The organism is Mesorhizobium tianshanense (assembly GCF_007830515.1).
Taxonomy (GTDB): domain Bacteria; phylum Pseudomonadota; class Alphaproteobacteria; order Rhizobiales; family Rhizobiaceae; genus Mesorhizobium; species Mesorhizobium tianshanense.
This window is the reverse complement of sequence record NZ_VLKT01000085.1, coordinates 1-20,685: the sequence shown is the minus strand read 5'-3', so window position 1 is coordinate 20,685 and position 20,685 is coordinate 1. Positions and strand designations below refer to the sequence as shown.

The 20,685-nt window shown below is 62.0% G+C and carries 20 protein-coding genes and 1 pseudogene; 15 read left to right on the top strand and 6 right to left on the bottom strand.

Annotated features, from left to right (window positions below):
• Positions 1-150 (bottom strand): annotated as a pseudogene (locus tag IQ26_RS35870) (IS5/IS1182 family transposase); the annotation flags it as partial.
• 629 nt (positions 151-779) lie between these two features.
• Here IQ26_RS35870 and IQ26_RS35865 point away from each other — a divergent pair.
• The 5 genes from IQ26_RS35865 (at position 780) to IQ26_RS35845 (ending at position 5,651) form a co-directional block, all read left to right on the top strand.
• Positions 780-1,316, top strand: a complete 537-nt coding sequence (locus IQ26_RS35865) for an RNA polymerase sigma factor (RefSeq protein ID WP_145723121.1) — start codon at positions 780-782, stop codon at positions 1,314-1,316.
• A complete protein-coding gene (locus tag IQ26_RS35860) occupies positions 1,313-2,083 on the top strand; it encodes an anti-sigma factor family protein (RefSeq protein WP_145723120.1) in 771 nt (256 codons plus the stop codon). Before IQ26_RS35865 ends, IQ26_RS35860 begins: the two co-directional genes overlap by 4 nt.
• Positions 2,084-2,233: 150 nt before the next feature.
• Positions 2,234-3,442 (top strand): SorT family sulfite dehydrogenase catalytic subunit, encoded by a 1,209-nt coding sequence (gene sorT, locus IQ26_RS35855; RefSeq protein ID WP_145723119.1) that lies wholly within the window; start codon positions 2,234-2,236, stop codon positions 3,440-3,442.
• 70 nt (positions 3,443-3,512) lie between these two features.
• Positions 3,513-3,854, top strand: a complete 342-nt coding sequence (sorU, locus tag IQ26_RS35850) for a SorU family sulfite dehydrogenase c-type cytochrome subunit (RefSeq protein ID WP_145723118.1) — start codon at positions 3,513-3,515, stop codon at positions 3,852-3,854.
• Between the two features lie 489 nt (positions 3,855-4,343).
• Positions 4,344-5,651, top strand: coding sequence for an IS256 family transposase (locus IQ26_RS35845; RefSeq protein WP_145723117.1), 1,308 nt, complete (start codon positions 4,344-4,346; stop codon positions 5,649-5,651).
• A 209-nt stretch (positions 5,652-5,860) separates the two neighbouring features.
• On the opposite strand, the gene IQ26_RS35840 is transcribed toward IQ26_RS35845, so the two are convergent.
• From IQ26_RS35840 to IQ26_RS35830, 3 genes are all read right to left on the bottom strand, one after another.
• Positions 5,861-6,256: a cupin domain-containing protein gene (locus IQ26_RS35840; RefSeq protein ID WP_145723116.1), complete on the bottom strand. Its 396-nt coding sequence runs from the start codon at positions 6,254-6,256 to the stop codon at positions 5,861-5,863.
• Between the two features lie 158 nt (positions 6,257-6,414).
• On the bottom strand, positions 6,415-6,648 hold the full coding sequence (locus tag IQ26_RS35835; RefSeq protein WP_208760288.1) for a hypothetical protein: 234 nt from the start codon (positions 6,646-6,648) through the stop codon (positions 6,415-6,417).
• A gap of 405 nt (positions 6,649-7,053) precedes the next feature.
• Positions 7,054-7,602, bottom strand: coding sequence for a histidine phosphatase family protein (locus IQ26_RS35830; protein WP_145723115.1), 549 nt, complete (start codon positions 7,600-7,602; stop codon positions 7,054-7,056).
• Positions 7,603-7,771: 169 nt separating this feature from the next.
• Between IQ26_RS35830 and IQ26_RS35825 the strand changes: the two genes are divergently transcribed.
• The 3 genes from IQ26_RS35825 to IQ26_RS35815 all read left to right on the top strand — a co-directional run bounded on the left by IQ26_RS35825 (position 7,772) and on the right by IQ26_RS35815 (position 11,412).
• The gene (locus IQ26_RS35825) at positions 7,772-8,719 is read left to right on the top strand and encodes an AEC family transporter (RefSeq protein ID WP_145723114.1); all 948 of its coding nucleotides are present in this window, start codon (positions 7,772-7,774) and stop codon (positions 8,717-8,719) included.
• A 203-nt stretch (positions 8,720-8,922) separates the two neighbouring features.
• Positions 8,923-10,380 (top strand): NAD-dependent succinate-semialdehyde dehydrogenase, encoded by a 1,458-nt coding sequence (locus tag IQ26_RS35820; protein WP_145723113.1) that lies wholly within the window; start codon positions 8,923-8,925, stop codon positions 10,378-10,380.
• On the top strand, positions 10,381-11,412 hold the full coding sequence (locus tag IQ26_RS35815) for an aldose epimerase family protein (protein ID WP_145723112.1): 1,032 nt from the start codon (positions 10,381-10,383) through the stop codon (positions 11,410-11,412).
• 710 nt (positions 11,413-12,122) lie between these two features.
• Here IQ26_RS35815 and IQ26_RS35810 read toward each other — a convergent pair.
• Positions 12,123-12,767: a response regulator transcription factor gene (locus IQ26_RS35810; protein ID WP_145723111.1), complete on the bottom strand. Its 645-nt coding sequence runs from the start codon at positions 12,765-12,767 to the stop codon at positions 12,123-12,125.
• Between the two features lie 5 nt (positions 12,768-12,772).
• On the bottom strand, positions 12,773-14,128 hold the full coding sequence (locus tag IQ26_RS35805; RefSeq protein WP_162458173.1) for an ATP-binding protein: 1,356 nt from the start codon (positions 14,126-14,128) through the stop codon (positions 12,773-12,775).
• A gap of 296 nt (positions 14,129-14,424) precedes the next feature.
• On the opposite strand from IQ26_RS35805, the gene IQ26_RS35800 reads away from it, so the two are divergent.
• From IQ26_RS35800 to IQ26_RS35775, 7 genes are all read left to right on the top strand, one after another.
• Complete coding sequence (locus tag IQ26_RS35800; protein ID WP_145723109.1) at positions 14,425-15,024, top strand: hypothetical protein; 600 nt, start codon at positions 14,425-14,427, stop codon at positions 15,022-15,024.
• Between the two features lie 89 nt (positions 15,025-15,113).
• The gene (locus IQ26_RS35795; RefSeq protein WP_145723108.1) at positions 15,114-16,433 is read left to right on the top strand and encodes a Dyp-type peroxidase; all 1,320 of its coding nucleotides are present in this window, start codon (positions 15,114-15,116) and stop codon (positions 16,431-16,433) included.
• Positions 16,409-17,650: a DUF4331 family protein gene (locus IQ26_RS35790; protein ID WP_208760287.1), complete on the top strand. Its 1,242-nt coding sequence runs from the start codon at positions 16,409-16,411 to the stop codon at positions 17,648-17,650. The genes IQ26_RS35795 and IQ26_RS35790 overlap by 25 nt, the downstream gene beginning before the upstream one ends.
• Complete coding sequence (locus IQ26_RS39595) at positions 17,647-18,741, top strand: tetratricopeptide repeat protein (RefSeq protein ID WP_162458172.1); 1,095 nt, start codon at positions 17,647-17,649, stop codon at positions 18,739-18,741. The genes IQ26_RS35790 and IQ26_RS39595 overlap by 4 nt, the downstream gene beginning before the upstream one ends.
• A gap of 19 nt (positions 18,742-18,760) precedes the next feature.
• Entirely contained in the window at positions 18,761-19,264 is a 504-nt protein-coding gene (locus IQ26_RS35785; protein ID WP_162458171.1) for a HupE/UreJ family protein, read from the top strand.
• Between the two features lie 58 nt (positions 19,265-19,322).
• The gene (locus tag IQ26_RS35780; protein WP_145723105.1) at positions 19,323-20,180 is read left to right on the top strand and encodes a bile acid:sodium symporter family protein; all 858 of its coding nucleotides are present in this window, start codon (positions 19,323-19,325) and stop codon (positions 20,178-20,180) included.
• A gap of 226 nt (positions 20,181-20,406) precedes the next feature.
• Positions 20,407-20,685: transposase (locus IQ26_RS35775; RefSeq protein WP_145723104.1), on the top strand; the 279-nt coding region annotated here is incomplete at its 3' end.

The following is a 20,685-nucleotide window of genomic DNA, read 5'->3' as shown; positions in this document are numbered from 1 at the left end:
ATAGACGGCGCCGAAACGCTCCTCCAGCACCGGCCAGTCGATCGCCTGCGCCAGCCGCACCAGCTCGTGCTTCATGTTGATGATCTGATCGAGCCTGGAGCGGAACAGATCCTGCTCTCCCGTCTCGCGCTTCTCGCGTGGCTTGGACATTCGCCGTCCCCTCGATTCGCCGCCGCCGAACCGAGTGAATCACGCTCCGCAGCACAAGGGAATCGCAAAACCAAATTGCAGGAAAACAGCGCTCATAAACCGCCAATCCTGCAATTCCAAAGCCGCTATCCGCCTCAATCAACATGCCAGATCAATGGCTTGCGGATAGTTCACGGTCGACGCATTACGCTGGGCATGCCTTGCGCCAAGGAACGCTGCGGGTCCTCGATCCGCGTCCATCTTTCTTGACTCGAATGTGCGTTCAGTAATCTGTACTCTTGACCGCGCCTGCGGCACCGTAACGAAGCTATCCGCAATCCAGTCCGATGCCGAGGACAGAGCACGGTGGGTAAGCCAGCCGATCGAGACGAGGTCGAGACGCCTGTCGGGGCAATCGCCGGTGTCGTTGCCGGCATCACTCGGCACCCTCGTCTTGGCGATCGCCGCCGAGGGACAGAGGGGACTGTGTCACGTGCTTCCAATCACAAGCAAGCAAGCTCCTCGTCGGAACGAAATCGAGCCGGTACGGCCGCACGACGGAATAAAGCTGCTGGTTCCCACGTCCCATCTGTAGGGAGGAAGGTCGTGCACGCACCCGCTTTCGATTACGCGAGCGATTAGGCCGTTCCATGCCGATCGTCCGCTCCCGTTTTGAAGAGAGGTTTCTGCCGTATCACGATCGTCTTTTCGGCTATGGGGTTGCGCTGTCGGGCGATCGCGACCGTGCCGCTGACCTGCTGCATGAATGCGTCATTCGCGCCATGGCGGCGCGCAACCCTCCCGAGAGCGAGGCAGCGTTTAGATCATGGCTGTTCGCGATCCTGCGCAACATCTGGATCGACCAGACCCGCGCCAGCCGCCGCAGGGCGGAATACGAGGCGCGGCATCCGGAGGGACTTGTACAGGAGCCGGTCTTGCTCGAAAGCGTCGTCGTCAACGCTTTCGCGGTTCGCAAGGCCTTCGAACATCTCAGTCAGCAGCACAGGGAAGTCCTGGCTCTGGTGGACATCTCGGGGTTCAGCTACGAAGAGACCGGTTCGATCCTCTCGATTCCGAAGGGAACCGTCATGAGCAGGGTCAGCCGCGCGCGCCGAGCCCTGGCGAGCCTTCTCTCCGACACCAACGTCGTGGCCATTCCATCCAACCGAACGGCGGAACGCAAATGACCGATCCGGAACCTGACTTCGATCTGCTCAGCGCTTATGTCGACGGCGAACTCGATCCCCCCGAGGCCTCGCGGCTGGCGCGCCGCATCACCGCCGACGAGATCCTGGCGCGTCGCGTTGCCAAGCTCTTCGAATTGAAGGAAGGAGTGGCCAAACTGGCGCCCGAGGTCGTCGTCGTTAGCGTCCCGCGACGAGGTCCCGCCAGCAGGCTTTTCGTGCCGCTGGCGTTCGCGGCCGGCCTGCTCCTGGCCGTGCTGGGGGCGTTGGTCTGGAACGGCATGCCGTACCCGACACAGACGCAGACAATCACTGCCGACGCTCTCGACGAGGCGATACGGTTGCACGACGACTGGGTGTCGCAAGCCCAGGCACTGGCGGCGCCTGCCGCCCTGCCCGCCGGCTCTTTCGCGCCAGAACTCGTTTCCGCCGGGCTTACGCTCTCGATGGTGAAACCCGATGCCCACCTAGGCGGGCTCCCCGCGCTCCAGGCGGGATATGTTGGCAGACACGGCTGTCGCCTCAGCCTGTTCGAGATGAGGAGCGAGGACGGAGAGGAGGGATTCAGCGTGGCGGTTAAGGCGGATCTGCAGTCGGCAACGTGGGCGAACGGCAGGTTCCGCTACATACTGGTGGCCCGCCAAATGGACGAAGCACGCTTCGCCATGATTGCCGGCGTGCTCAGGGCGATGACGGGTCGCCAGGGGGAAGATGCTGACCTGGAGGTTGTCGCCCGGCTGCAGACCGCGCGTCAGCCCTGCCTGGGATAGTTTTTTTGCGAGAACGGCTCGCTCGCCTGGAATTTTCCCGGATGTCCGGTCGTCCTCTCTGAACGTCGCCAGCCAGCAGGCCGACCGACGTGAAGAAACAGCTAAGACCGATGGGCGGCCCGGGCCGCACTGTCGAGGGAGGAGACGATCATGACCGGGATTATGACGATGCGGCGACGCACCTTTCTTGCGGGCGCGGCTGGTTCGGTCGCCGCAGGCGGCTTCCTGCTTTCGGGGCCGGCCTCGCGCGGGCAGGACGCCAAGCCCCTGCCGGAATATGTGAAGTGGAAGGACGCCGACGCGCTGATCGTACACAGCGACAAGACGCTGGAGACCAAGCGCGGCGAACTCGGGTCGAGCATCATCACGCCGGAGGAAAAACTTTATATCCGCAACAATGTGAACACGCCGCCGGAATCGATCGTCGCCGACCGCGACGCCTGGCGGGTGGAATTTGCAGGCGTCAAGGAGCCAAGGACGCTGACGGTCGGCGAGCTCAAGACGATCGGGCTTTCAACGGTCGCCACTGTGCTGCAATGCTCCGGCAACGGCCGAAAGTATTATCAGGACAAGCTCACCGGCGACCAGAAGATCAGCGGCACACCCTGGACCGTGGGTGCAGCCGGCTGTGTCATCTGGAGCGGTGTTCCGCTCAAGGCCGTGGTGGATGCGCTCGGTGGAGCGGCTGACGCGGTGCAGTTCATTACCGGGACGGGGGGCGAGGAAATCCCCGCCGGCCTCGACCCCAAGGATCTGGTCGTCGAGCGGTCGGTGCCAATCGGGAACCTGGACAACATCCTTCTCGCCTGGGAGATGAACGGCAAGCCGATTTCGCTCGCCCATGGCGGGCCAATCCGAATGATTGTTCCGGGCTATTCGGGCGTCAACAACGTCAAATACGTCAAGCGGGTTGCGCTGGCCGAGGCCGAGACGGATGCCAAGATCCAGCGCTCCAGCTACCGTTTGCATGGTGTCGGCGAAAAGGGCTCTCCCGAACAGCCCTCCATCTGGGAGCAGCCGGTCAAGTCGTGGGTCACTGCACCCCTCGAGGACAGCAAGGCCGGTAGCGTCCAGATTACCGGCGTCGCCTTCGGCGGCATGAACGCGGTCGCGAGCGTGGAAGTGTCGACGGACGGCGGTCAGACCTGGCAGAAGGCCGAATTCGTCGGCCCCGATCTCGGCCGTTTCGCCTGGAGGTTGTTCGTGCTGCCGGTGGATCTGGCACCCGGGACCTATACTCTGGTCAGCCGGGCGACCGATTCCGAAGGCAACGTCCAGCCTGAGGACACGGAAATGAATGGCGGCGGCTACAGTCACAATGGGTGGCGCGGACCCGCCGTCGAGATCACCATCGCCTGATGCACCGGGCCGGCCTCGCAGGCGGGCTCCCGGCGAGGTCGGTGCCTCAGCCGCATTTGGAGCAGACATCATGACGATACCGGTCCGCCCTTGGGCGACGGCCGCGCTCGGGGTGCTCGCGCTCGGCCTGACCGTGATTTCCGCCTTCGCCGACGAGGCCACGCTCGAACTCGGAAAACGGGTCTTTCTCGAAGTCTCCGAGCCGCGATGCGGGGTCTGCCACACGCTTGCCGACGCCGGGACGACCGGCGAGGTCGGCCCGATCCTCGATGAGCTGAAACCCGATGCCGCGCGCGTCAGAGCGGCCGTCGTCAACGGCATCGGTCCGATGCCCGCAAACGAGATCCTGACGAACGAACAGGTAGAGGCTGTCGGACTCTACGTTTCGACGGTTGCTAACCAGACGAAATAGCACAAGCAAGATCGGCGATCCGTTCGACTTGGAGGTCGCTGTAAATATTCCTTCCATCGACGATGGTTCGAATCAACCTGGTGCATCGGTGTTCATCGATGGCTGGAAAGGAACACCGACCCTCGGGCGGTGACAGGTGTTTCTACCGCGCAGGCTTGCTGGTCTTTGGCGGTGGACAGGACGTCCTACCGCACCGTCGGGGCGGTATGTGGAGTCGCTGTCGAGCACGAGATTATGTAGAGCCGCCGTGGCGCTCACGTTCCCCACAGTTGAGCCTGCGGCAAGCTCATCTCGCCGTCGGATGTATCCGTTGCACGGATTGCGCTGACCCTTGTTCGGCCAGCGCTCGGTAGAGCGCTTTGCCGAATGGCAATGACCATGCGGACGGTGAAGTCCTAAACTTGCTGGAAATTCAGGGAGGGGTGCATCCTTTGCTGAGGAATCAAAAACCCATGCCGGTTGGCGCCGGCACCAGCAAGGAGGCACCCCATGACGACGAGAGTACCCGCATCGATGCGCACCCGCCAATCCCTTTCCGACCTGATTGAAGGGCGTCTTTCCACACCGGCGGGGCGTTCGGAGCTGATGAAGCTTGCGACCCGCCTGATTGTGGAGGAAGCACTGGAGGGGGAGAGCCGGGATGCGGTCGGGCGAGACTATTACGAGCACGGAGCTGAGGCCGGCCAGGGTTACCGCAACGGCGTGCGCAGCGGGCGCCTGAAGACGGCGGAAGGCTTTGTGGAATACTCTGCCCCGCAGGTGGCGGGCCGGGACGCGCCGTTTCGCTCCGAGATCCGCGATCATCTGAAAGGCCGCACCGAGGCGCTCGAGGACCTGGCGGTGGAACTGCTGGCGCGCGGCCTTTCGGTGCGCGACATCGAGGACGCCTTCAAGGACGAGAGCGGTCGGCTGCTGTTGTCGAAGACGGCGGTCAGCGAGATCGGCGAGCGGCTGTGGGCGGACTATCAGGAGTTCGCCACGCGCGACCTTGGCGAATACGAGATCGCCTATCTGTTCATCGACGGCATTGCCGAACGCATCCGCCCCGGTCAGCGGCGCGAGCCGGTGCTGGCGGCCTGGGGCTTCACGGCCTCCGGCGCCAAGGTACTGCTGCATCTGATGGCCGGCTCCAAGGAGGACGCCGAGACAGTGAGCGCCTTCTTCCAGGACATGCGCGGCCGCGGGCTCGGCGATCCGCTGCTTGTCGTGTCTGACGGGGCGGGCGGCATCATCAAGGCGATCGAGACCTGCTTCCCGCGCTCGGAGCGTCAGCGCTGTCTTGCGCATCGAATGCGCAATCTCGTCGCCAAGGTGCCGGAAGACAGCTGGCCGGAGTTCAAGGCCCGCGCCACCGCCGCCTACCAGGCGCCCTCGCGGGCCATTGCGCGCGACCTGGCCGCCGGAGTGGTGAAAGATTACGAGGCGGAATTGCCGAGCGCGATCGCCTGCTTCATGGACGACTTCGAGGCCTGTATCGCCCACCTGAGAATGCCGATCACCCACCGCCGCGCGATCCGCACGACCAACCTACTCGAGCGCCTATTCGTCGAGGAGCGGCGCCGGCTCAAGATCATCCCCAACGCGTTTGGCGAAAAGCCGGTCCTCAAGCTGATGTTCGGCGCGATGATCCGCGCTGCCGAGCGGTGGCGGGCGATCAGGATCACCGACTTCGAGCGCCGCCAGATGGTAGCCGTCAGGCAGCAGCTCGATCAGGGATACGAGGCCCGAAACGGCCTCGAAAACAAAGCACCGGCAAAGGAGACCCGCCAGAATTTATCCAGCAGTTCCCGGACTTGACCCATGCGGACCCTTCAGCCAACAGGAAGTTGGATGGCCCGCAGCCGATCCGCCAGCCGTCAGTGTCGGCTCGCCAATCGTATGGACCCGAATAGCGTGCGGGAACAGCCAGGGCTGTTGTCGCCATGGTGTTCAGCGACCCCTCCAACTGATTTCTGGTCATCCTGACCATCGCTTAGCGAAGCCAGCGATCTCAATCGACCGCGCGATCACTCCGTCGTCCTACCGTCGAAATGCTCCTCATGGGCCTCTGCATCTGCCTTGGTGGCGTGCACGGTGCCTTCCCTATGCTCCGGCGGCCCATAGATCGTGTAGACCCGAAGGGGTTCTTCGCCAGTGCTTTTCACATTGTGCCGAGCACCGGCGGGCACGATAAATGCATCATCGGCCTCCACCTGCGAACGATTGCCGTCGATCCGCACCTCGCCCTTGCCCTGTTCAACACGAAAGAACTGGTCGCGGTCTTCGTGCACTTCCTCGCCTATGTCGTCGCCGGGTTGAATAGACATCAGGACGAGCTGCAGGTTCTTCCCTGTATAGAGGACGCGCCGAAAATCGGTGTTCTCCTCAGTCAACTTCTCGATATCGCCTACAAAGCCGTGCATGCTGTTCTCCTGGTTTTCCTGCCTATCGGTACCACTGACTTGCAAGTCTGCTCCTGAACCTGCATCGAAAGAACCCGGCCTTTACGCCGCCCTGAATTAATTAGCGCGGCCAAGGTGCGAGCAGTTGAAAGAGGCACAGCATCGGGCCACGGAGAGCTTCAGATTCGGTCGCGCGGGCCGCTAACGCCTTCGGCTTCGGCGCAGTGTTTACAGCAGAAGAAGGTGCCGCTGCGCTCAAGGCCGTGGCCGACGATGCGCGTGCCGCAGTGGGCGCAGACCGGGGCGAGCGCCCTTATGGCGCATTCAAAACTGTCGAACACATGCTTCTCGCCATGCATCAAGACCTCGAACGTCTTGTCATAGTCGTTCCCGCAGGTTTCGCAGATAGGCATGATCCTCACCTCAATGGTGCATACGCGTGGGCCGCATCCATACCGTGGACGAGTTGCGCACTGCCGCGTTGATGTCGATCAAATCCGGCTTTCCAAATTGGCAGGGTTGATCGCCGTTGCCCTTCTGGATCATTCCCGCTTTTGGTCGGACATTGGAGAAAAGACCTCTGAAGCATGTGGAGAGGCTCTTTTGATCGCCGGCATCCAATTGCGAGCTCGCCAAGGATATTCTTTCGTCGTGGCGCTGCCGTGTAGAACCTGGCCCATAGTGCCTCCTTCGATTCGGGAGAAAATGATGCACCATCAAAGCCTGGGATCAAACACCTAGGGGGTCGGAACCGGTATTCCGCTTAGGTACCAAGCGTTGGATTTCGCCACTCGCGAACGCTTCAACCGGCTCCGGCGCTAGAAGGTGACGCGGCCGAGCACGCGCAGGCTGTCGCCTTGCGGCTCGACGATCACGGCTTCGCCTTCGCGCGGCGAGATGCCGGTGAGCGCCAAGATGTTCTCCAGATGGGTGACCATGACCAGATTGTCGGAGCCGGAATAACCGCGGATCTCGGTCATGATCGCAGCGAGTTGCGCGGCTTTCTCGCTCGCGTCGGTCTTCAGCAGGTCAAGCGGGGCGAAAGGCTCGGGCTCTGCTCTGAAAGCGATGCGGGCGGTGTCGAGACAGCGGCAATAGCGGCTGGACAGCATACGCTCGATGGGTGCCGCGCGGGCGCCGAACAGCGCGCCGATCTTGCGCGCCTGCTGCTTGCCGCGCACCGAGAGGTTGACCTGGGTCGCGCATTTCTCGATGTCGAAATTCGCGGGATCGGTGGTGCCGGTGACCATGGCATGGCGAAGCAGCACCACATGTCCGCCGTCGCGCAACAGCGCCCAGCCAGATTCAGTCGCATGGGCCGCGGCGGGAATGACGAGCAGCAATAGCGCCAGCACAAATCGAAGCATCAGACGTCCTTTTCCGGTGACCGGCAGATGGGTTCCGGTGACCGCATATAGGGACGGCAAAGCCGGCTGAAAGACAAGGCATGACCAAGCCTGGCTGTTTGCGAAGACAGACCGCTTTGAAGGGGCGGGGCGATTGCGCTGCAATCGCGGCTCGCCTATCAGGAGAAAAATGTCTCCACTCATCGAAACAGTCCTTTTTGTCTTCGGCCTTGTCGCGCTCGGCTATCTGGCCGGGCTCACCGGCTATTTGAAGGCCGAGGCGGGCGAGGCCATCGCCGAATTCGCCGTCGGGGTGGCGATGCCGCTGCTTCTGTTCCGCACCATGGTCAATGCCGATTTCCATGGCTCCGCGCCCTGGCCGTTCTGGGGGGCTTATTTCGCGGCGGCGGCAGTTACGTGGGCCGCAGGCCATCTGGTCATCACGCGGGTGTTCGGGCGCGATGCGCGTGCGGGGGTCGTCGGCGGCGTGTCGTCGGCCTTTTCCAATCTCGTCCTGCTCGGCATCCCATTCGTCCTCGGCACATTCGGGCCAGGTGGATTCGAAGTGCTGTCGCTGCTGATCTCGGTGCATCTGCCGACGATGATCATGGCGTCGATCATCCTGTTTGAAATTTTTGGCCGCCGTGACGAGCACGTGCATCCGCTCCGCGTCATCCGGAGCTTCTTTCGAAAAATGTTCTCCAATCCGCTGATCATCGGCATCATGGCCGGATGGGTATGGCGTATCGCCGACCTGCCGCTACCGGCATTGGCCGTGAGGCTGGTCGATGCGTTGGCCAACATCGCCGGACCGGTCGCGTTGTTTGCCATGGGGCTCGGCCTGTGCCGTTTCGGCATCTCCGGCAACGTGCGGCCGGCTCTGGCGCTGTCGGCGCTGAAGCTTTTGCTGATGCCGGCCGTCGCCCTCGGTCTGGTCTGGCTGTTTGGCCTGCCGCCGCTGTCGGCGAAGGTGGCGGTCGTGGCGGCCGCACTGCCATCCGGGGTCAATTCTTACCTGATCGCCACGCAGTTCGGAACCGGTCAGGCATTGGCGTCGAACCAGATGACCATCGCCACCGCCTGTGCGGTCGTCACCACGGCCTTCTGGCTGACGGTGGTCGTCCATGTCTTTGGATAGCAATGTCTTCGGATGGCAAACTTGCGCACAAATTGGCCTCGCCTTGGCTGGCCCAAACCCTATATGCCATCTTGCGATTGATTGCGGGGCTTGCCCTAGGTAAAGAGCAGTGGCTCCAGGCGTGCCGGCATCGATGCCAGTGCGCACGCCCACCAAAGAAATCCAGATACCGGCCCGTCAGTGCGCCGAACGGAGGCTAGACCATGCTTCAGAAAACCAGCCATTTCATGCGCCAGGCCAATCTCATCAACGGCGAGTGGGTGCAGGCCGACAGCGGCCAGACGGTCGACGTCAACAATCCGGCCACCGGCCTCAAGATCGGCACCGTGCCGAAGTCGGGCAAGGCCGAGACGCGCCGAGCCATCGAAGCCGCCGACGCCGCCTTTAAGACATGGCGCAAGACCACCGCGCTCGAGCGTTCGAAGCTGTTGCGCAAGCTGCATGACGCGATGATGGACAATCAGGATGTGCTGGCCGAGTTGCTCACCATCGAGCAGGGCAAGTCGCTGTTCGAATCGAAGGGCGAGATCGGCTCGGCCGCGTCCTACATATTGTGGTTCGCCGAAGAAGGCCGCCGCACCTATGGCGACGTCGTGCCGTCGCCGTGGGCGGACCGCCGCATCCTGGTGACCAAGGAGCCGGTCGGCGTCATCGCCGCCATCACGCCGTGGAATTTCCCGTCCTCGATGCTGGCCCGCAAGCTCGGCCCGGCGCTTGCCGCCGGCTGCACCGCGGTCGTCAAGCCGGCGTCGCAGACGCCTTATTCAGGCCTCGCCTGGGGCGCGCTCGCCGAGGAGGTCGGCTTTCCCAAGGGCGTCATCAACATCCTGACGGGCGCCGCCGGGGAGATCGGCGACGAGATCTGCGCCAACCCGCTGGTCAAGAAGATCACCTTCACCGGCTCGACCGAGGTCGGCAAGATCCTGATCCAGAAGTCGTCGACGACCGTGAAGAAAGTGTCGATGGAGCTGGGCGGCAACGCGCCGTTCCTCGTCTTCGACGACGCCGACATCGAACGTGCCGTCGCCGGCGCGATCACCGCCAAATATCGCAATTCCGGCCAGACCTGCGTTTGTACCAACCGCTTCCTGGTTCAGGCTGGCGTCTACGACAAGTTCGTCGAAAAGCTCGCCGCCGCCAGCAACGGGCTGAAGGTCGGTTCCGGCCTCGAGGACGGCGTCCAGCAGGGGCCGCTGATCGACGAGAAGGCGGTGGAAAAGGTCGAGGAACTGATCGCCGACGCCACCGACAAGGGGGGCAAGATCGTCGCCGGCGGCAAGCGCCATGCGCTCGGCGGTTCGTTCTTCCAGCCGACGGTGATCGCCGATGCGACGCCGAAGATGCGCTTCATGAAGGAAGAGATCTTTGGCCCGGTCGCACCCGTGTTCAAGTTCGAAACCGAAGAGGAGGCGATCGCACTCGCCAACGACACCGAATTCGGCCTCGCCTGCTACTTCTACACCGGTGATCTCGGCCGCGCCTTCCGGGTCATGGAAGGGCTGAAATACGGCATGGTCGGGGTCAATGAGGGGCTCATCACCACGCCCGAGGCGCCGTTCGGCGGCGTCAAGGAATCGGGCCTCGGCAAGGAAGGCGGACATCAGGGCATCGAGGACTATCTCGACACCAAATATGTCTGCATCGGCGGCCTCGGCCTCTGATTGGCGATGAAGGACGGCGAGGTCTTCGGCACGACGCAGGCGGGCGAGGCCGTCCGCCGCTGCGCTATCCGTGGCGGCGGCCTCACCGCCAACATCATCGGGCTGGGCGCCATCATCCAGGATCTGCGCCTGGCCGGCCACGATGCGCCACTGGTGCTCGGCTATGACAGTTTCGAAGCCTATGAAACGGATACGGCCTTCTTCGGCGCCGTCATCGGACGCTATGCCAACCGCATCCGCGATGGCCGCTTCACCATCGCCGGCCAGCGCCACCAGACCGAGCGCAATTTTCTCGACAAGCACACGCTGCATGGCGGCTCGCAAGGCTTTTTTCACCGGCCGTGGGAGGTTTCGCTGCATGGCAAGGATTTTGTCACGCTGACCTTGCACGATCCCGACGGCACGATGGGTTTTCCAGGCGCGCTCGACGTGACCTGCACCTACCGGCTGAAAATCCCCGGCACGCTCGGCGTCGAGATGACCGCGACCTGCGAGGAACCGACGCTGTGCAACCTCACCCAGCATTCCTATTTCAACCTGGATGACGGCGGCAGCGGCGATATCCTCGATCACCGGCTGATGCTGAACGCCGGCGCCTACCTTCCAGTCGATGGCGACCTGATCCCGACCGGCGTCGTGCAGCCGGTCGACGGCACGCCCTTCGATTTCCGCCAGGCGCGGCCGTTGCGCATGGAGAACGAGGGCGAGCAGTTCCCCTACGACGAGAATTTCTGCCTTGCTTCGGGGCGCGGGCCGCTCAGGCAGGCATCATGGGCGCAGGGCGCGAATTCCGGCGTCGAGATGGAGCTCTGGACCACGGAGCCGGGCGTCCAGCTCTATACCGGCCAGTATCTGGCGCCGCCTTCGCCGGGCCTCGAGGGACGCCGTTACAAGGCTTTTTCCGGCTTCTGCCTGGAACCGCAGGTCTGGCCGGATGCGCCGAACCGGCCGTATTTCCCGCAGGCCACGCTATGGCCGGGCCAGATCTATCATCACGTGACGGAATACCGGTTTCGATTGCCTGACGCGTGAATCCGGAAACCGGTGCCGTTTCTTACTGCGCTACCTTCGGTCCGGAAGGGAATCATGTCCGCCGTCCGTGTCGTTAAGGAATGCGAAAAGCTGACCCGAAGGCGATGCCTACACGTCAGATTCTGATCGACCGCTTCGCGCTTCATGGCAGTCATTCCTACGGTCCCGTCCATATACCAAAGCAGGCATCGCTAATGCACAGGCCACAGGCAGCTTTGCGCCGATATCGTTGAAAAAGTCCGCAGGCGTTACTTGGCTCGTCGCGCGTTGAAATGACTTTCTGGGAATTGCGAAGTGAGGCCAGTTGCACGCGAGTTCATTTCAGAAAACACGCGTTATCGGAATGCCGTTCCGGGCACCGCTGGGCAAACAGCACTGCGCGCCAGGTCATCCGACTTTTTCCTGAGGTGCTGAGGGCCGCATATGACTGCATTTTCAGTCTACGCCGACTTGGGAATCGATTGAGATTCCTTGACAGCCCGCATGATCGCATCAATCAAATTGCTTTCGCCGAACGGCTTGCCGAGATAATCGCCAAGGTTACCTTCTGCAACGTCATGAAACCATTGACAGCGTCTCCGAGGTCGAGGGCGATAGTTCTGCTCCCGCCCCCAGCGCCTGTAGGCGAGTTTAGTAAATGGAGTGGGAGTTCATATTGCTCCGCGGGCCAACTCGGGCACTCGCCCGATGCGTATCCTTGGTACGAACATTCAGTGCAGTGAGTCATCCTCCGGCAAGGCATCGTCGCGCAGGATTGCGAGCGATCGTGCGATCGAGACAAGCTCGATCACAGACTTGGCGTTGAGCTTCTCCATGACGCGTTGACGGTGGGCCTTGATCGTTCTAACCGTCGTGCCAAGGTCGAAAGCGATCTGCTTGTTTTGGCGGCCGTGCGCGACCCCCTCAAACACCTCCCTCTCACGCGGAGTGAGTTTCTCAACAAGCTGTTGGAGCGTTCCCAGTCGGTCCCGCCGGGATATTGCACGACGCTGACGAGCCATCGCCCTCTCGATGGCGTCGAACAGCTCGTCCTCGTTGACCGGCTTGGTGAGGAAGTCCTCTGCTCCATGCTTCATGGCACGGACGGTCGTGGGAATGTCGCCATAACCCGTCAGGAAGATAATTGGCAACGCAAGTCCCAAGCCACTAAGTCTCTCTTGCAGTTCCGGGCCGCTCAGGTTTGGCATTCGCACATCCACGAGCAGGCAGACAGGATCGGCTCCGTCGGGCAAGCGTCCCAGCAGATCGTCCGCCGTCTGATGTTCGGAGACTATGTAGCCGGCGGTCCGCAGGAGTCTGGCGATTGCTTCGCGGAAGGATGCGTCGTCGTCGACGATGTGAATGATCTTCGTCATTGCGATCACTGCCTTCGCGCGATTGCGCGGGGCAGTTTGAAACGGAACACGGCGCCGCCACTGTCGCGGTTTTCAGCCCAAATTTGCCCACCGTGAGCTTCGACAATGGAGCGGGCGATGGGCAGCCCCATTCCTAGTCCTTTGCTCTTTGTCGTAACGAAAGGCTCGAAGATATTTGCGAGCCGATCCTGCTGTACTCCAGGCCCTGAATCGGAAATGGCGACCTCAACCAGCGATGTACCCGATGGATGGGTCAAGCCCGCGATCCGGCGCTCACCCAAAGGCCTGGAGCATACGGAATCAAGAGCGTTCAATACGAGGTTCAGGACGACTTGCTGGAGTTGCACGGGATCACCCCTTACGACCGATGTCCCCGTCATTGGAACCCGGTCAAGCCGTGCCCCTGCTGCCAAAGCCTGTGGCGACATGAATTCGAAGACTTCACGGATGACTTCGTCGAGGTTCACGTCCCATGTTTCGGAGGGCATCTTACTCAACAGGCGATGCATGTGCTCGATCACACTGCTCGCCCGCACGGTGTCGCGCTTGATGTCTCTAAGAATCAGCCCGATCTCCTCCAGATCAGGACTGCCGGTTGCGAGAAGCCGTTGCCCCGCCGCCGCATTGCACTGGATCGCCCCGAGCGGTTGGTTGAGTTCATGCGCCATCGTTGACGACAGCTCCCCGGCTGTCGCACAACGGTTCATGTGCGCAAGCTCGGCCATGCGTTGACTTGCCTCGAACTCGGCTATTCGGCGCCAGCCGTGCTCGTATAGTAGGGCTATGATTAGGACGGTCTGCAGGACAAGCGCGACCGTGATCGCTGCGAGTTCCCAACCATAATCTTGCCAAAGACTTGGGGCGCGATTCCGAACCTCGCCATCAACTTCTTCCGCGGCAGTTACCATGTCCGCTGGGCGAAGCCGCGTGAGGCGCCCGGTCACGTCGGTGGGAAGTTCGGCATCGGTAGATGACTTCTCATCATCGAAGGCGAGAACAATCGGAACGCCCGGCCAAAGCTCGGGACGCCACCGGATCGCGTGGTCGAGGGCGGCCGAACCGACCGTCAAGATCACTCCGATCGGACGGTCCTGGTATTTGATGGCGAAGGGTTCGCCAAGGCTCTGTTCGTAGCCGACGCCATGGAACCGGCCCAACTCCAGGTTCTCGACGTACCGCGTGACCGGCCTCGCCTGCGCAGAGTTTACTTTCGCGCGAAGGCCCGAAAAGATCGCGGCGTAGAATGGGCCCCGAACGTCCGACTGTTCAAACACGAGGATCGCGCGCGGGCGATCACTCGCGCCGGCGTAGGCGGTCAAGATCAATAGAGCAGCAATCGAAAGCACGATCCCCGGGGACACTCGCATCGCTCGACCCCTGCGCTGTCATCAGCCGCGCTATTTTGAAGCCGCGGCCTACGCTGTCAGACTTTACCACACAATCGCCAAAAATAACGAGGTTGCGGGGCGTCCCGCCGGACAAAATGGAAGTGATCGTATTGTCCCTAGGTACATGGCCTTGGGGACAGTCGTTCCACCGCGCGTTATCTCTATCCTCTGAACTCCATTCGCTTTCTCGTCGTGCCAGGGGTCTTGGAAGCCTCCAAAGCAAGAATGGCAACGGCTGGGACGCGTCTGTTAGCGCTATGGAGGCGAGAATGGCAGACAGACAGAACGATGCTGCAGCCAGGATCAAGGCGGCTGCAAAAGAAGGAGACTGGACCCAGCCGCGCGCAATGGCGATCCCCAAGGAAGGCTATTTTGAGCTTGAGAAGGGGCGCTATGGGCCAATCTTCCCGAAGACCCCGGCGAATTACGGCTTCACGATCATCGCCAAGATCAAGCCAGGCCGGGAAGAGGCCGTTCGCGCTCACGGCATGACCCTCCAGACGGCTGTGGACGGCAAGCCCGACTGCCTCGAGACGCTGAAGCTGCACTACCTGCGGTGGCAAGTGTTCCCGATCGAGGGCGCCCTCTACTTCATGTACCAGGGCATCATCGACACCGACTTCGACAAATACACGGAAGATGCCGTTATGATCTTCACCTCGCTCGGCGTCGACACCGTCTTCACGAACCTCGAAGGGTTCCCGGAGGACTGGAAGACGAACCCCGAGGCCTTCATTAAGTTCGTGCGTGAGCACCATCACCCGAGCTTCGTCGAATACGGCGAGTATCCATTCGTCTCGGCGGTTGAGATCAAGAAGGCGTTGAGGATCAAGCAGTCCTTGTCGGAGATGCTCGACAGCATGCAATAGGAGTCGGCATCCCCAGTATCGCGGGGCCACATCGACGCTTGGTTCGGCGGTCGATCTATGCTGCGAGGTGGAAGATTCGAAGGCGGCTCATGCTCGAGTTCGACGATATCCAGCACATGCTGCTGACGCGCGCGCCGGCTATAACGGGCCGGTATGAGTTCCTCTCGTTCGGAACGCCCGCACAGGGACGAGCTTGGCTCCGGCGTGTGCTTCCCATCGTTCAATCCGCAGCGGCGGCCACTGCTTCGGTCGATTCCGAGAAGCGGTGGGTTTCCGTCGCGTTCACATGGAACGGATTGCGAGCGGTCGGAGTGGACGAGGGGTCACTCGCAAGCTTTCCGGCAGAGTTTCGGGAGGGCATGGTTGCGCGCGCCAGGATGCTCGGTGACACCGGCGCCAACCATCCCGACAACTGGGTGGGAGGACTTGCCAGCCCGGACCTGCATGCGATCGCGATCCTCTTCGCCCGCTCGGAGGAGGAACGCGGTCGCTGCGTAAAAGAGCATGACGCCTTTCTTGCCGAGACCCACGGTGTCAAGGTCCTGTCTTCGCTCGATCTCGAGGCGACGCCACCCTTCGACCATGCCCACGATCACTTCGGCTATCGCGACCGGCTCACGCAGCCGGAGATCGAGGGCACCGGTGTTGAACCCTCGCCGGGATCGGGGGCGCCGCTAAAAGCCGGCGAGTTCATCCTTGGCTATGACGACGAGCTTGGCCCGGTTCACGGTTTGCCGAAGCCAGATGTCCTGTCGCGCAACGGCAGCTTCATGGCCTATCGCCGGCTGCAAGAGCATGTCGGCGCATTCCGCGATTTCCTCCGCCAGAACGCCGCGACGCCCGACGAGCAGGAGCTGCTTGCCGCTAAGCTGATGGGACGCTGGCGAAGCGGAGCGCCGCTTGTGCTAGCGCCAGACAGGGATGACCCCGCGCTCGCCGCAGATCGCCAGCGCAACAACAATTTCGACTACGGAAAGATGGATCCGCTCGGCTACGCGATCCCGCTCGGCGCCCATATCCGACGGATGAACCCGCGCGACACGGCCGCCAACATAAACCGACGACGGATGCTTCGGCGCGGCGCGACCTATGGACCGCCGCTTGCGGACGCCTCACCGGAAGACGGCCGCGAGCGCGGTGTTGCCGCCTTCGTGCTCTGCGCAAGCCTCATCCGCCAATTCGAATTCGCCCAAAACGTCTGGATCAACGACAAGGACTTTCACGAGCTCGGCAATGAGCGCGATCCGATCATCGGCACCCAGGACGGCACGTTTGAATTCAAGATCCCGAAGCGCCCGATCCGCAGGAAGATCACGGGGTTGCCGGCATTCACCACAGTCAGGGGCGGCGCCTACTTCTTCCTGCCAGGGCTAAGAGCGCTCCGGTGGATCTCCGAACTCGGCCTTTAAGAGAAGACCCGCGAGAGGGACGGAAGCTATCGCCCGTTTCTCCACTCGCAATCGCAGGAGAAAAGAAAATGTCCGATCACGGAGCTGGCCCTAGGTCGATCGCCAATCCCGAGATCGACATTACAGACGTATTTGCGTTTCCCAGTCCCGAGCGTCCCGGCAACCTTGTCCTCGTGATGTGCATCTTCCCATTCAAGGAGATCGAGGCGACCAGGCTCTTCTTTTCGGATGCACTCGACTATCGGCTCCGGGTGCGCCCCATCCGTATAGCGGCAAGCGGGCCGGCGGCCGCCTTCGCAGTCGGAGACCAGGAGTGCCACTTCAGCTTCGCCTTCGACGTACCGAAGATGAGCGGCGGCCGGATGGTGCAGACGGGAGTGTGCCGCAGCCCCTTGGGCGACATTACAGTCCGCGTCGGCGATGAAGAGGGCGCGCAAAGCTACGGCGCCCACATCTTTGCCGGTTGCCGGCTGGATCCCTTCTTCGTCGATCAGTTGTTTTCGGGGGGGATACGCATGACGCGCAAGATTCCCCCGATTACCGCTGTGAATTCTGTTGAGGGTCAGAACGTCCTCAGCATTGTCGTCGAGGTCGAGCATGGGAAGCTGTTCGGTGCGGACGCGAGTTCGCTTGTCGCCGTCGTTGCTGAAACCGCGACCAATGGTTCGTTTCGGGCGCGCCTCGACCGCGTTGGCCGCCCCGAAATCAAGAACTTCATCATGATGGACAAGACGGCCGATACGGTAAACCGGGATTTGGATGTTCGGGACCTCTATAGCGAAGAGGACGGGTTCAAGCTTCGCCCAGATTACCTCGGCGCCTATCGTGCGCGCCTGAACGGCAGCATGTCGACCTATGACAGCCTTGACGGAAAGACCGACTGGCCGCTCGACAAGAATGGCACGCACCCGTTGACGGAAATGCTCCTCGCGGACTTCCTGGTGGTGGACATGTCCAAGTCGTTCGATGAGGACGGCTATCTCGAGATCGAGCTCGCCATGCTCGACGGTACGGAACACAAGACCTGCGGCGGCCGCTGGGTCAACCACGACATCGTCGATTCTCTCTTCACCATCCTTATCAACAAACGCAACGGCCCGCGCATTTCGGATGGCGTCGACCAGACGGCGATGCCCGCGCCCAAGGTTTTCCCGTACTTGTCGCCCCCGAATCCGATGCCGCCGAAGCTCGCGCCGCTTGTGGGTATTCCTACATGAACGGCGCGGCGCCTTCGGTCGACACGATCCGCACCACCCATGGCGCGATCGCGCTGTCGCATCTCACAGCCCAAATCGATGGCTACGAGCGTCGGGCTGCGAGCGGAGAGAAGACGAGCGTCGCATGGGCGAAGCTCATCGACCTTGTCACGCTCAAAGCGCAGATTCTTGGTCGCATCGCCGACTATGAGCGGGCCTCGGTTCTTGCCGAGCGACTCGCCGAAGCGTTTTCCGAGGACGGACTGGCATTCCTGACGCGAGCCCGGACGCGCGCGAGCCTGCATCGCTTTGCGGAAGCGATGGAGGACCTCGAACGCGCCGTGCAGCTCGGTTTGTCGGGACGTGAAGTCGACGCCGAGAAGGCTGCAATCCTGCAGGCGGTTGGACGCTACGCGGACGCAATGACAATTCGCCAGTGCATCGCGGATGTTTTCCCGGATTTCGACAGCGCTGCCGGCCTGGCTTCTCTGCACGCCGATCTCGGCGAGACCGACGCTGCAGAACATTGGTTCGACGAAAGTTACCGCCGTTACCGAAGCGTCTCTCCGTTTGAACTGGCCCAGCTGGAGTTTCAGCGGGGACACATGTGGATGGCGAAGGATCGAGAACGTGCTCTCCATTGGTTTCTCACGGCTTGGCGGCGCCTGCCATTTTACGCTCGGGCTGAAGGCCATTTGGCGGAAGTCGAGTTTGCGCTGGGCCATCGGGCTGCCGCGATATCGAGGCTCAAGCGTCTGGCTGCCGACGCCGACGATCCGGACTACGCCGCTGAACTTGCGGGCATTCTGCGGGAAATCGGTCGCATCGATGAATCCAATGCATGGCAGGCGCGCGCCGAGGTGCGGTACGAAGAATTGATCGCACGGCACCCGGCTGCATTCGCGGATCATGGCGCGCACTTCTGGCTCTCAATGGGGAACAATCCGGGAAAAGCCTTGGACCTCGCACGCCTCAATCTCGAGATCCGTGACACCCCAAACGCACGCCAGCTGTTCTCCACCGCACTCGCCGCGTGCTCAGGCGCCACACGCGCAGGCGGGGCCACGGTGCGCCCAACCGCCAGCGTTAATGAACTCGGCGATGCCACGTAATCGAAACAGGAGGAAGCCCATGCTTAAGCGTCTCGCCTGTCTCCTGCTCGGTGTATTCGCAAATGCACCAGCCTTCGCGCATGTCGCTTCAGGGCACCATGGGTCCTTCCTGTCTGGCTTTTCACACCCGTTTTTCAGCCTCGATCACATCGTCGTCATGGTCGCCGTCGGCATGTGGGCGGTCTCGGTCGGTGGGCGAGCTCAGTGGCTCATCCCGACTACCTTCATCGGGTCGACGACCGTGGGCTACATGCTATCAATCGCCGGAATCGACGTTCCGTCCGTCGAATCAATGATCCTGGTCTCCGTCCTCGCAGCCGGCATCGCCATTGCCGCCCCTGCCTCGGCGAGGCAGGAGGCGGTGCGTCGCCATCTCGCTCGGCTCGACGGGTCGCTCGAACGGTCTGTCGTGGATTTGCAAGACCTCGCAATGGCACGGTTGGAAGACCGACAGGGTCTTGGGATGTCTCGCATGCGGTCATCCGTCGACGCTGGCAAGACCAGTTCCACGAGAGCGACATGAACGCCAGCCGCTGGTGTCGTTTGGCCCAAATGCTAGGCCTGCAAAGGAGCGCTATGCCATGACGCTGCCCGGCGTTGTCTCGCTCGCGTTCGCGGTCAGTCTGTTCGTCCTCGTGCTCGCCCTTGGATTGAAGACGACGCTCGACGACGTGACCTTTCTTTTTCGCAATCCTGGTCTTCTCATTCGCTCCATTTTGGCGATGAACGTCATCCTCTTTGCCCTCGTGGTTTTGGCTAGCGTGATGTTCGACCTCGATCCAGCCATCAAGATTGCGCTGGTTGCGCTTGCGGTCTCGCCGGTGCCGCCGCTCCTCCCGGGAAAGCAGATTTCGGCAGGCGGAGCAGCCCACTACGCCGTGGGACTACTAGTCGCCGCCGCAATTGTCGCGATTTTCCTCGTGCCGATCAGCATCGAGGTCATGGAGTACGCCTTTCCCTTCCAGCTTCACATTAGCCCGAGCAAAGTGCTTTCCGTGATCGTGCTGTCGATATTCGCGCCGTTGATCCTCGGTATGATTATCGCCCGACTGGCGCCGGACTTTGCCGAGCGCATCGGTCCGCCCTTGTCATCCATGGCGGGCGTTCTGCTCCTGGTGGCACTCATTCCAACCTGCGTCAGCGCGTGGCCCGATCTCTGGAGGCTGGTCGGCGATGGAGTGGTGCTCTGCCTCATCCTGTTCACGGCAATCGGACTCTTGGTCGGCCATCTTCTCGGTGGACCGGACGCGGGCAACCGCACGGTCCTCGCGCTTGCCAGCGGCACCCGTCATCCCGGGATCGCGATGGCGATCGCCGGCCTCAACTTCCCCGACGAACCCGGCGTGGCGGCTCTGATCGTCTACCATTTGGTGATCGGCGCTTTGGTATCGGCTCCCTACATCCGGTGGCGCGTGCATCTTGGGCGGCGGCTTTCCTGACGGTCCAACCCCACTGTCCGGTTTGGCCGACGAAGCTCGGACAGCCACTGAGGGGTGCTAAACGCCCGCGCTCCTAGCTGGGCGGCTATTCTCTGCAGCCGATACCCGAGAAGACCACTCGCACTGTGCGCGGACGTCCGGAACGGGTGGATTGTGTTGAAAAAGTCCGGGTTGCAGCAGCCCTGAAGCACTGATTCAATCTTCGTCGTAAGAGGGGATTGAGTCGATGATGGGCGAGCAAAGTGTGATGCAGGAGGAGCTGTTTTACGGCTTCAGCCTGGAGCGGCATGTGCCGGCGGATCACCTGCTCAGAGCGATCGACCGCTTCGTCGACCTTTCCGCCATCCGCCAGCATCTGGCGCCCTTCTACAGCCCGATCGGCCGTCCCTCGATCGACCCTGAGCTGCTGATCCGCATGCTGATCGTCGGCTATTGCTTCGGCATCCGCTCGGAGCGCCGGCTGTGCGAGGAGGTACATCTGAACCTGGCCTATCGGTGGTTCTGC

Excerpts from the sequence above, each read along its gene's own strand:
- IQ26_RS35780 (WP_145723105.1), top strand. The coding sequence starts at position 19,323 with ATGACGCTGCCCGGCGTTGTCTCGCTCGCGTTCGCGGTCAGTCTGTTC.
- IQ26_RS35795 (WP_145723108.1), top strand. The coding sequence starts at position 15,114 with ATGCTCGAGTTCGACGATATCCAGCACATGCTGCTGACGCGCGCGCCG.
- IQ26_RS35825 (WP_145723114.1), top strand. The coding sequence starts at position 7,772 with ATGTCTCCACTCATCGAAACAGTCCTTTTTGTCTTCGGCCTTGTCGCG.
- IQ26_RS35785 (WP_162458171.1), top strand. The coding sequence starts at position 18,761 with ATGCTTAAGCGTCTCGCCTGTCTCCTGCTCGGTGTATTCGCAAATGCA.
- sorU (WP_145723118.1), top strand. The coding sequence starts at position 3,513 with ATGACGATACCGGTCCGCCCTTGGGCGACGGCCGCGCTCGGGGTGCTC.
- IQ26_RS35840 (WP_145723116.1), bottom strand. The coding sequence starts at position 6,256 with ATGCACGGCTTTGTAGGCGATATCGAGAAGTTGACTGAGGAGAACACC.
- IQ26_RS35865 (WP_145723121.1), top strand. The coding sequence starts at position 780 with ATGCCGATCGTCCGCTCCCGTTTTGAAGAGAGGTTTCTGCCGTATCAC.
- IQ26_RS35830 (WP_145723115.1), bottom strand. The coding sequence starts at position 7,602 with ATGCTTCGATTTGTGCTGGCGCTATTGCTGCTCGTCATTCCCGCCGCG.
- IQ26_RS39595 (WP_162458172.1), top strand. The coding sequence starts at position 17,647 with ATGAACGGCGCGGCGCCTTCGGTCGACACGATCCGCACCACCCATGGC.
- IQ26_RS35835 (WP_208760288.1), bottom strand. The coding sequence starts at position 6,648 with ATGCCTATCTGCGAAACCTGCGGGAACGACTATGACAAGACGTTCGAG.
- IQ26_RS35860 (WP_145723120.1), top strand. The coding sequence starts at position 1,313 with ATGACCGATCCGGAACCTGACTTCGATCTGCTCAGCGCTTATGTCGAC.
- IQ26_RS35800 (WP_145723109.1), top strand. The coding sequence starts at position 14,425 with ATGGCAGACAGACAGAACGATGCTGCAGCCAGGATCAAGGCGGCTGCA.
- IQ26_RS35845 (WP_145723117.1), top strand. The coding sequence starts at position 4,344 with ATGACGACGAGAGTACCCGCATCGATGCGCACCCGCCAATCCCTTTCC.
- sorT (WP_145723119.1), top strand. The coding sequence starts at position 2,234 with ATGACCGGGATTATGACGATGCGGCGACGCACCTTTCTTGCGGGCGCG.
- IQ26_RS35820 (WP_145723113.1), top strand. The coding sequence starts at position 8,923 with ATGCTTCAGAAAACCAGCCATTTCATGCGCCAGGCCAATCTCATCAAC.
- IQ26_RS35810 (WP_145723111.1), bottom strand. The coding sequence starts at position 12,767 with ATGACGAAGATCATTCACATCGTCGACGACGACGCATCCTTCCGCGAA.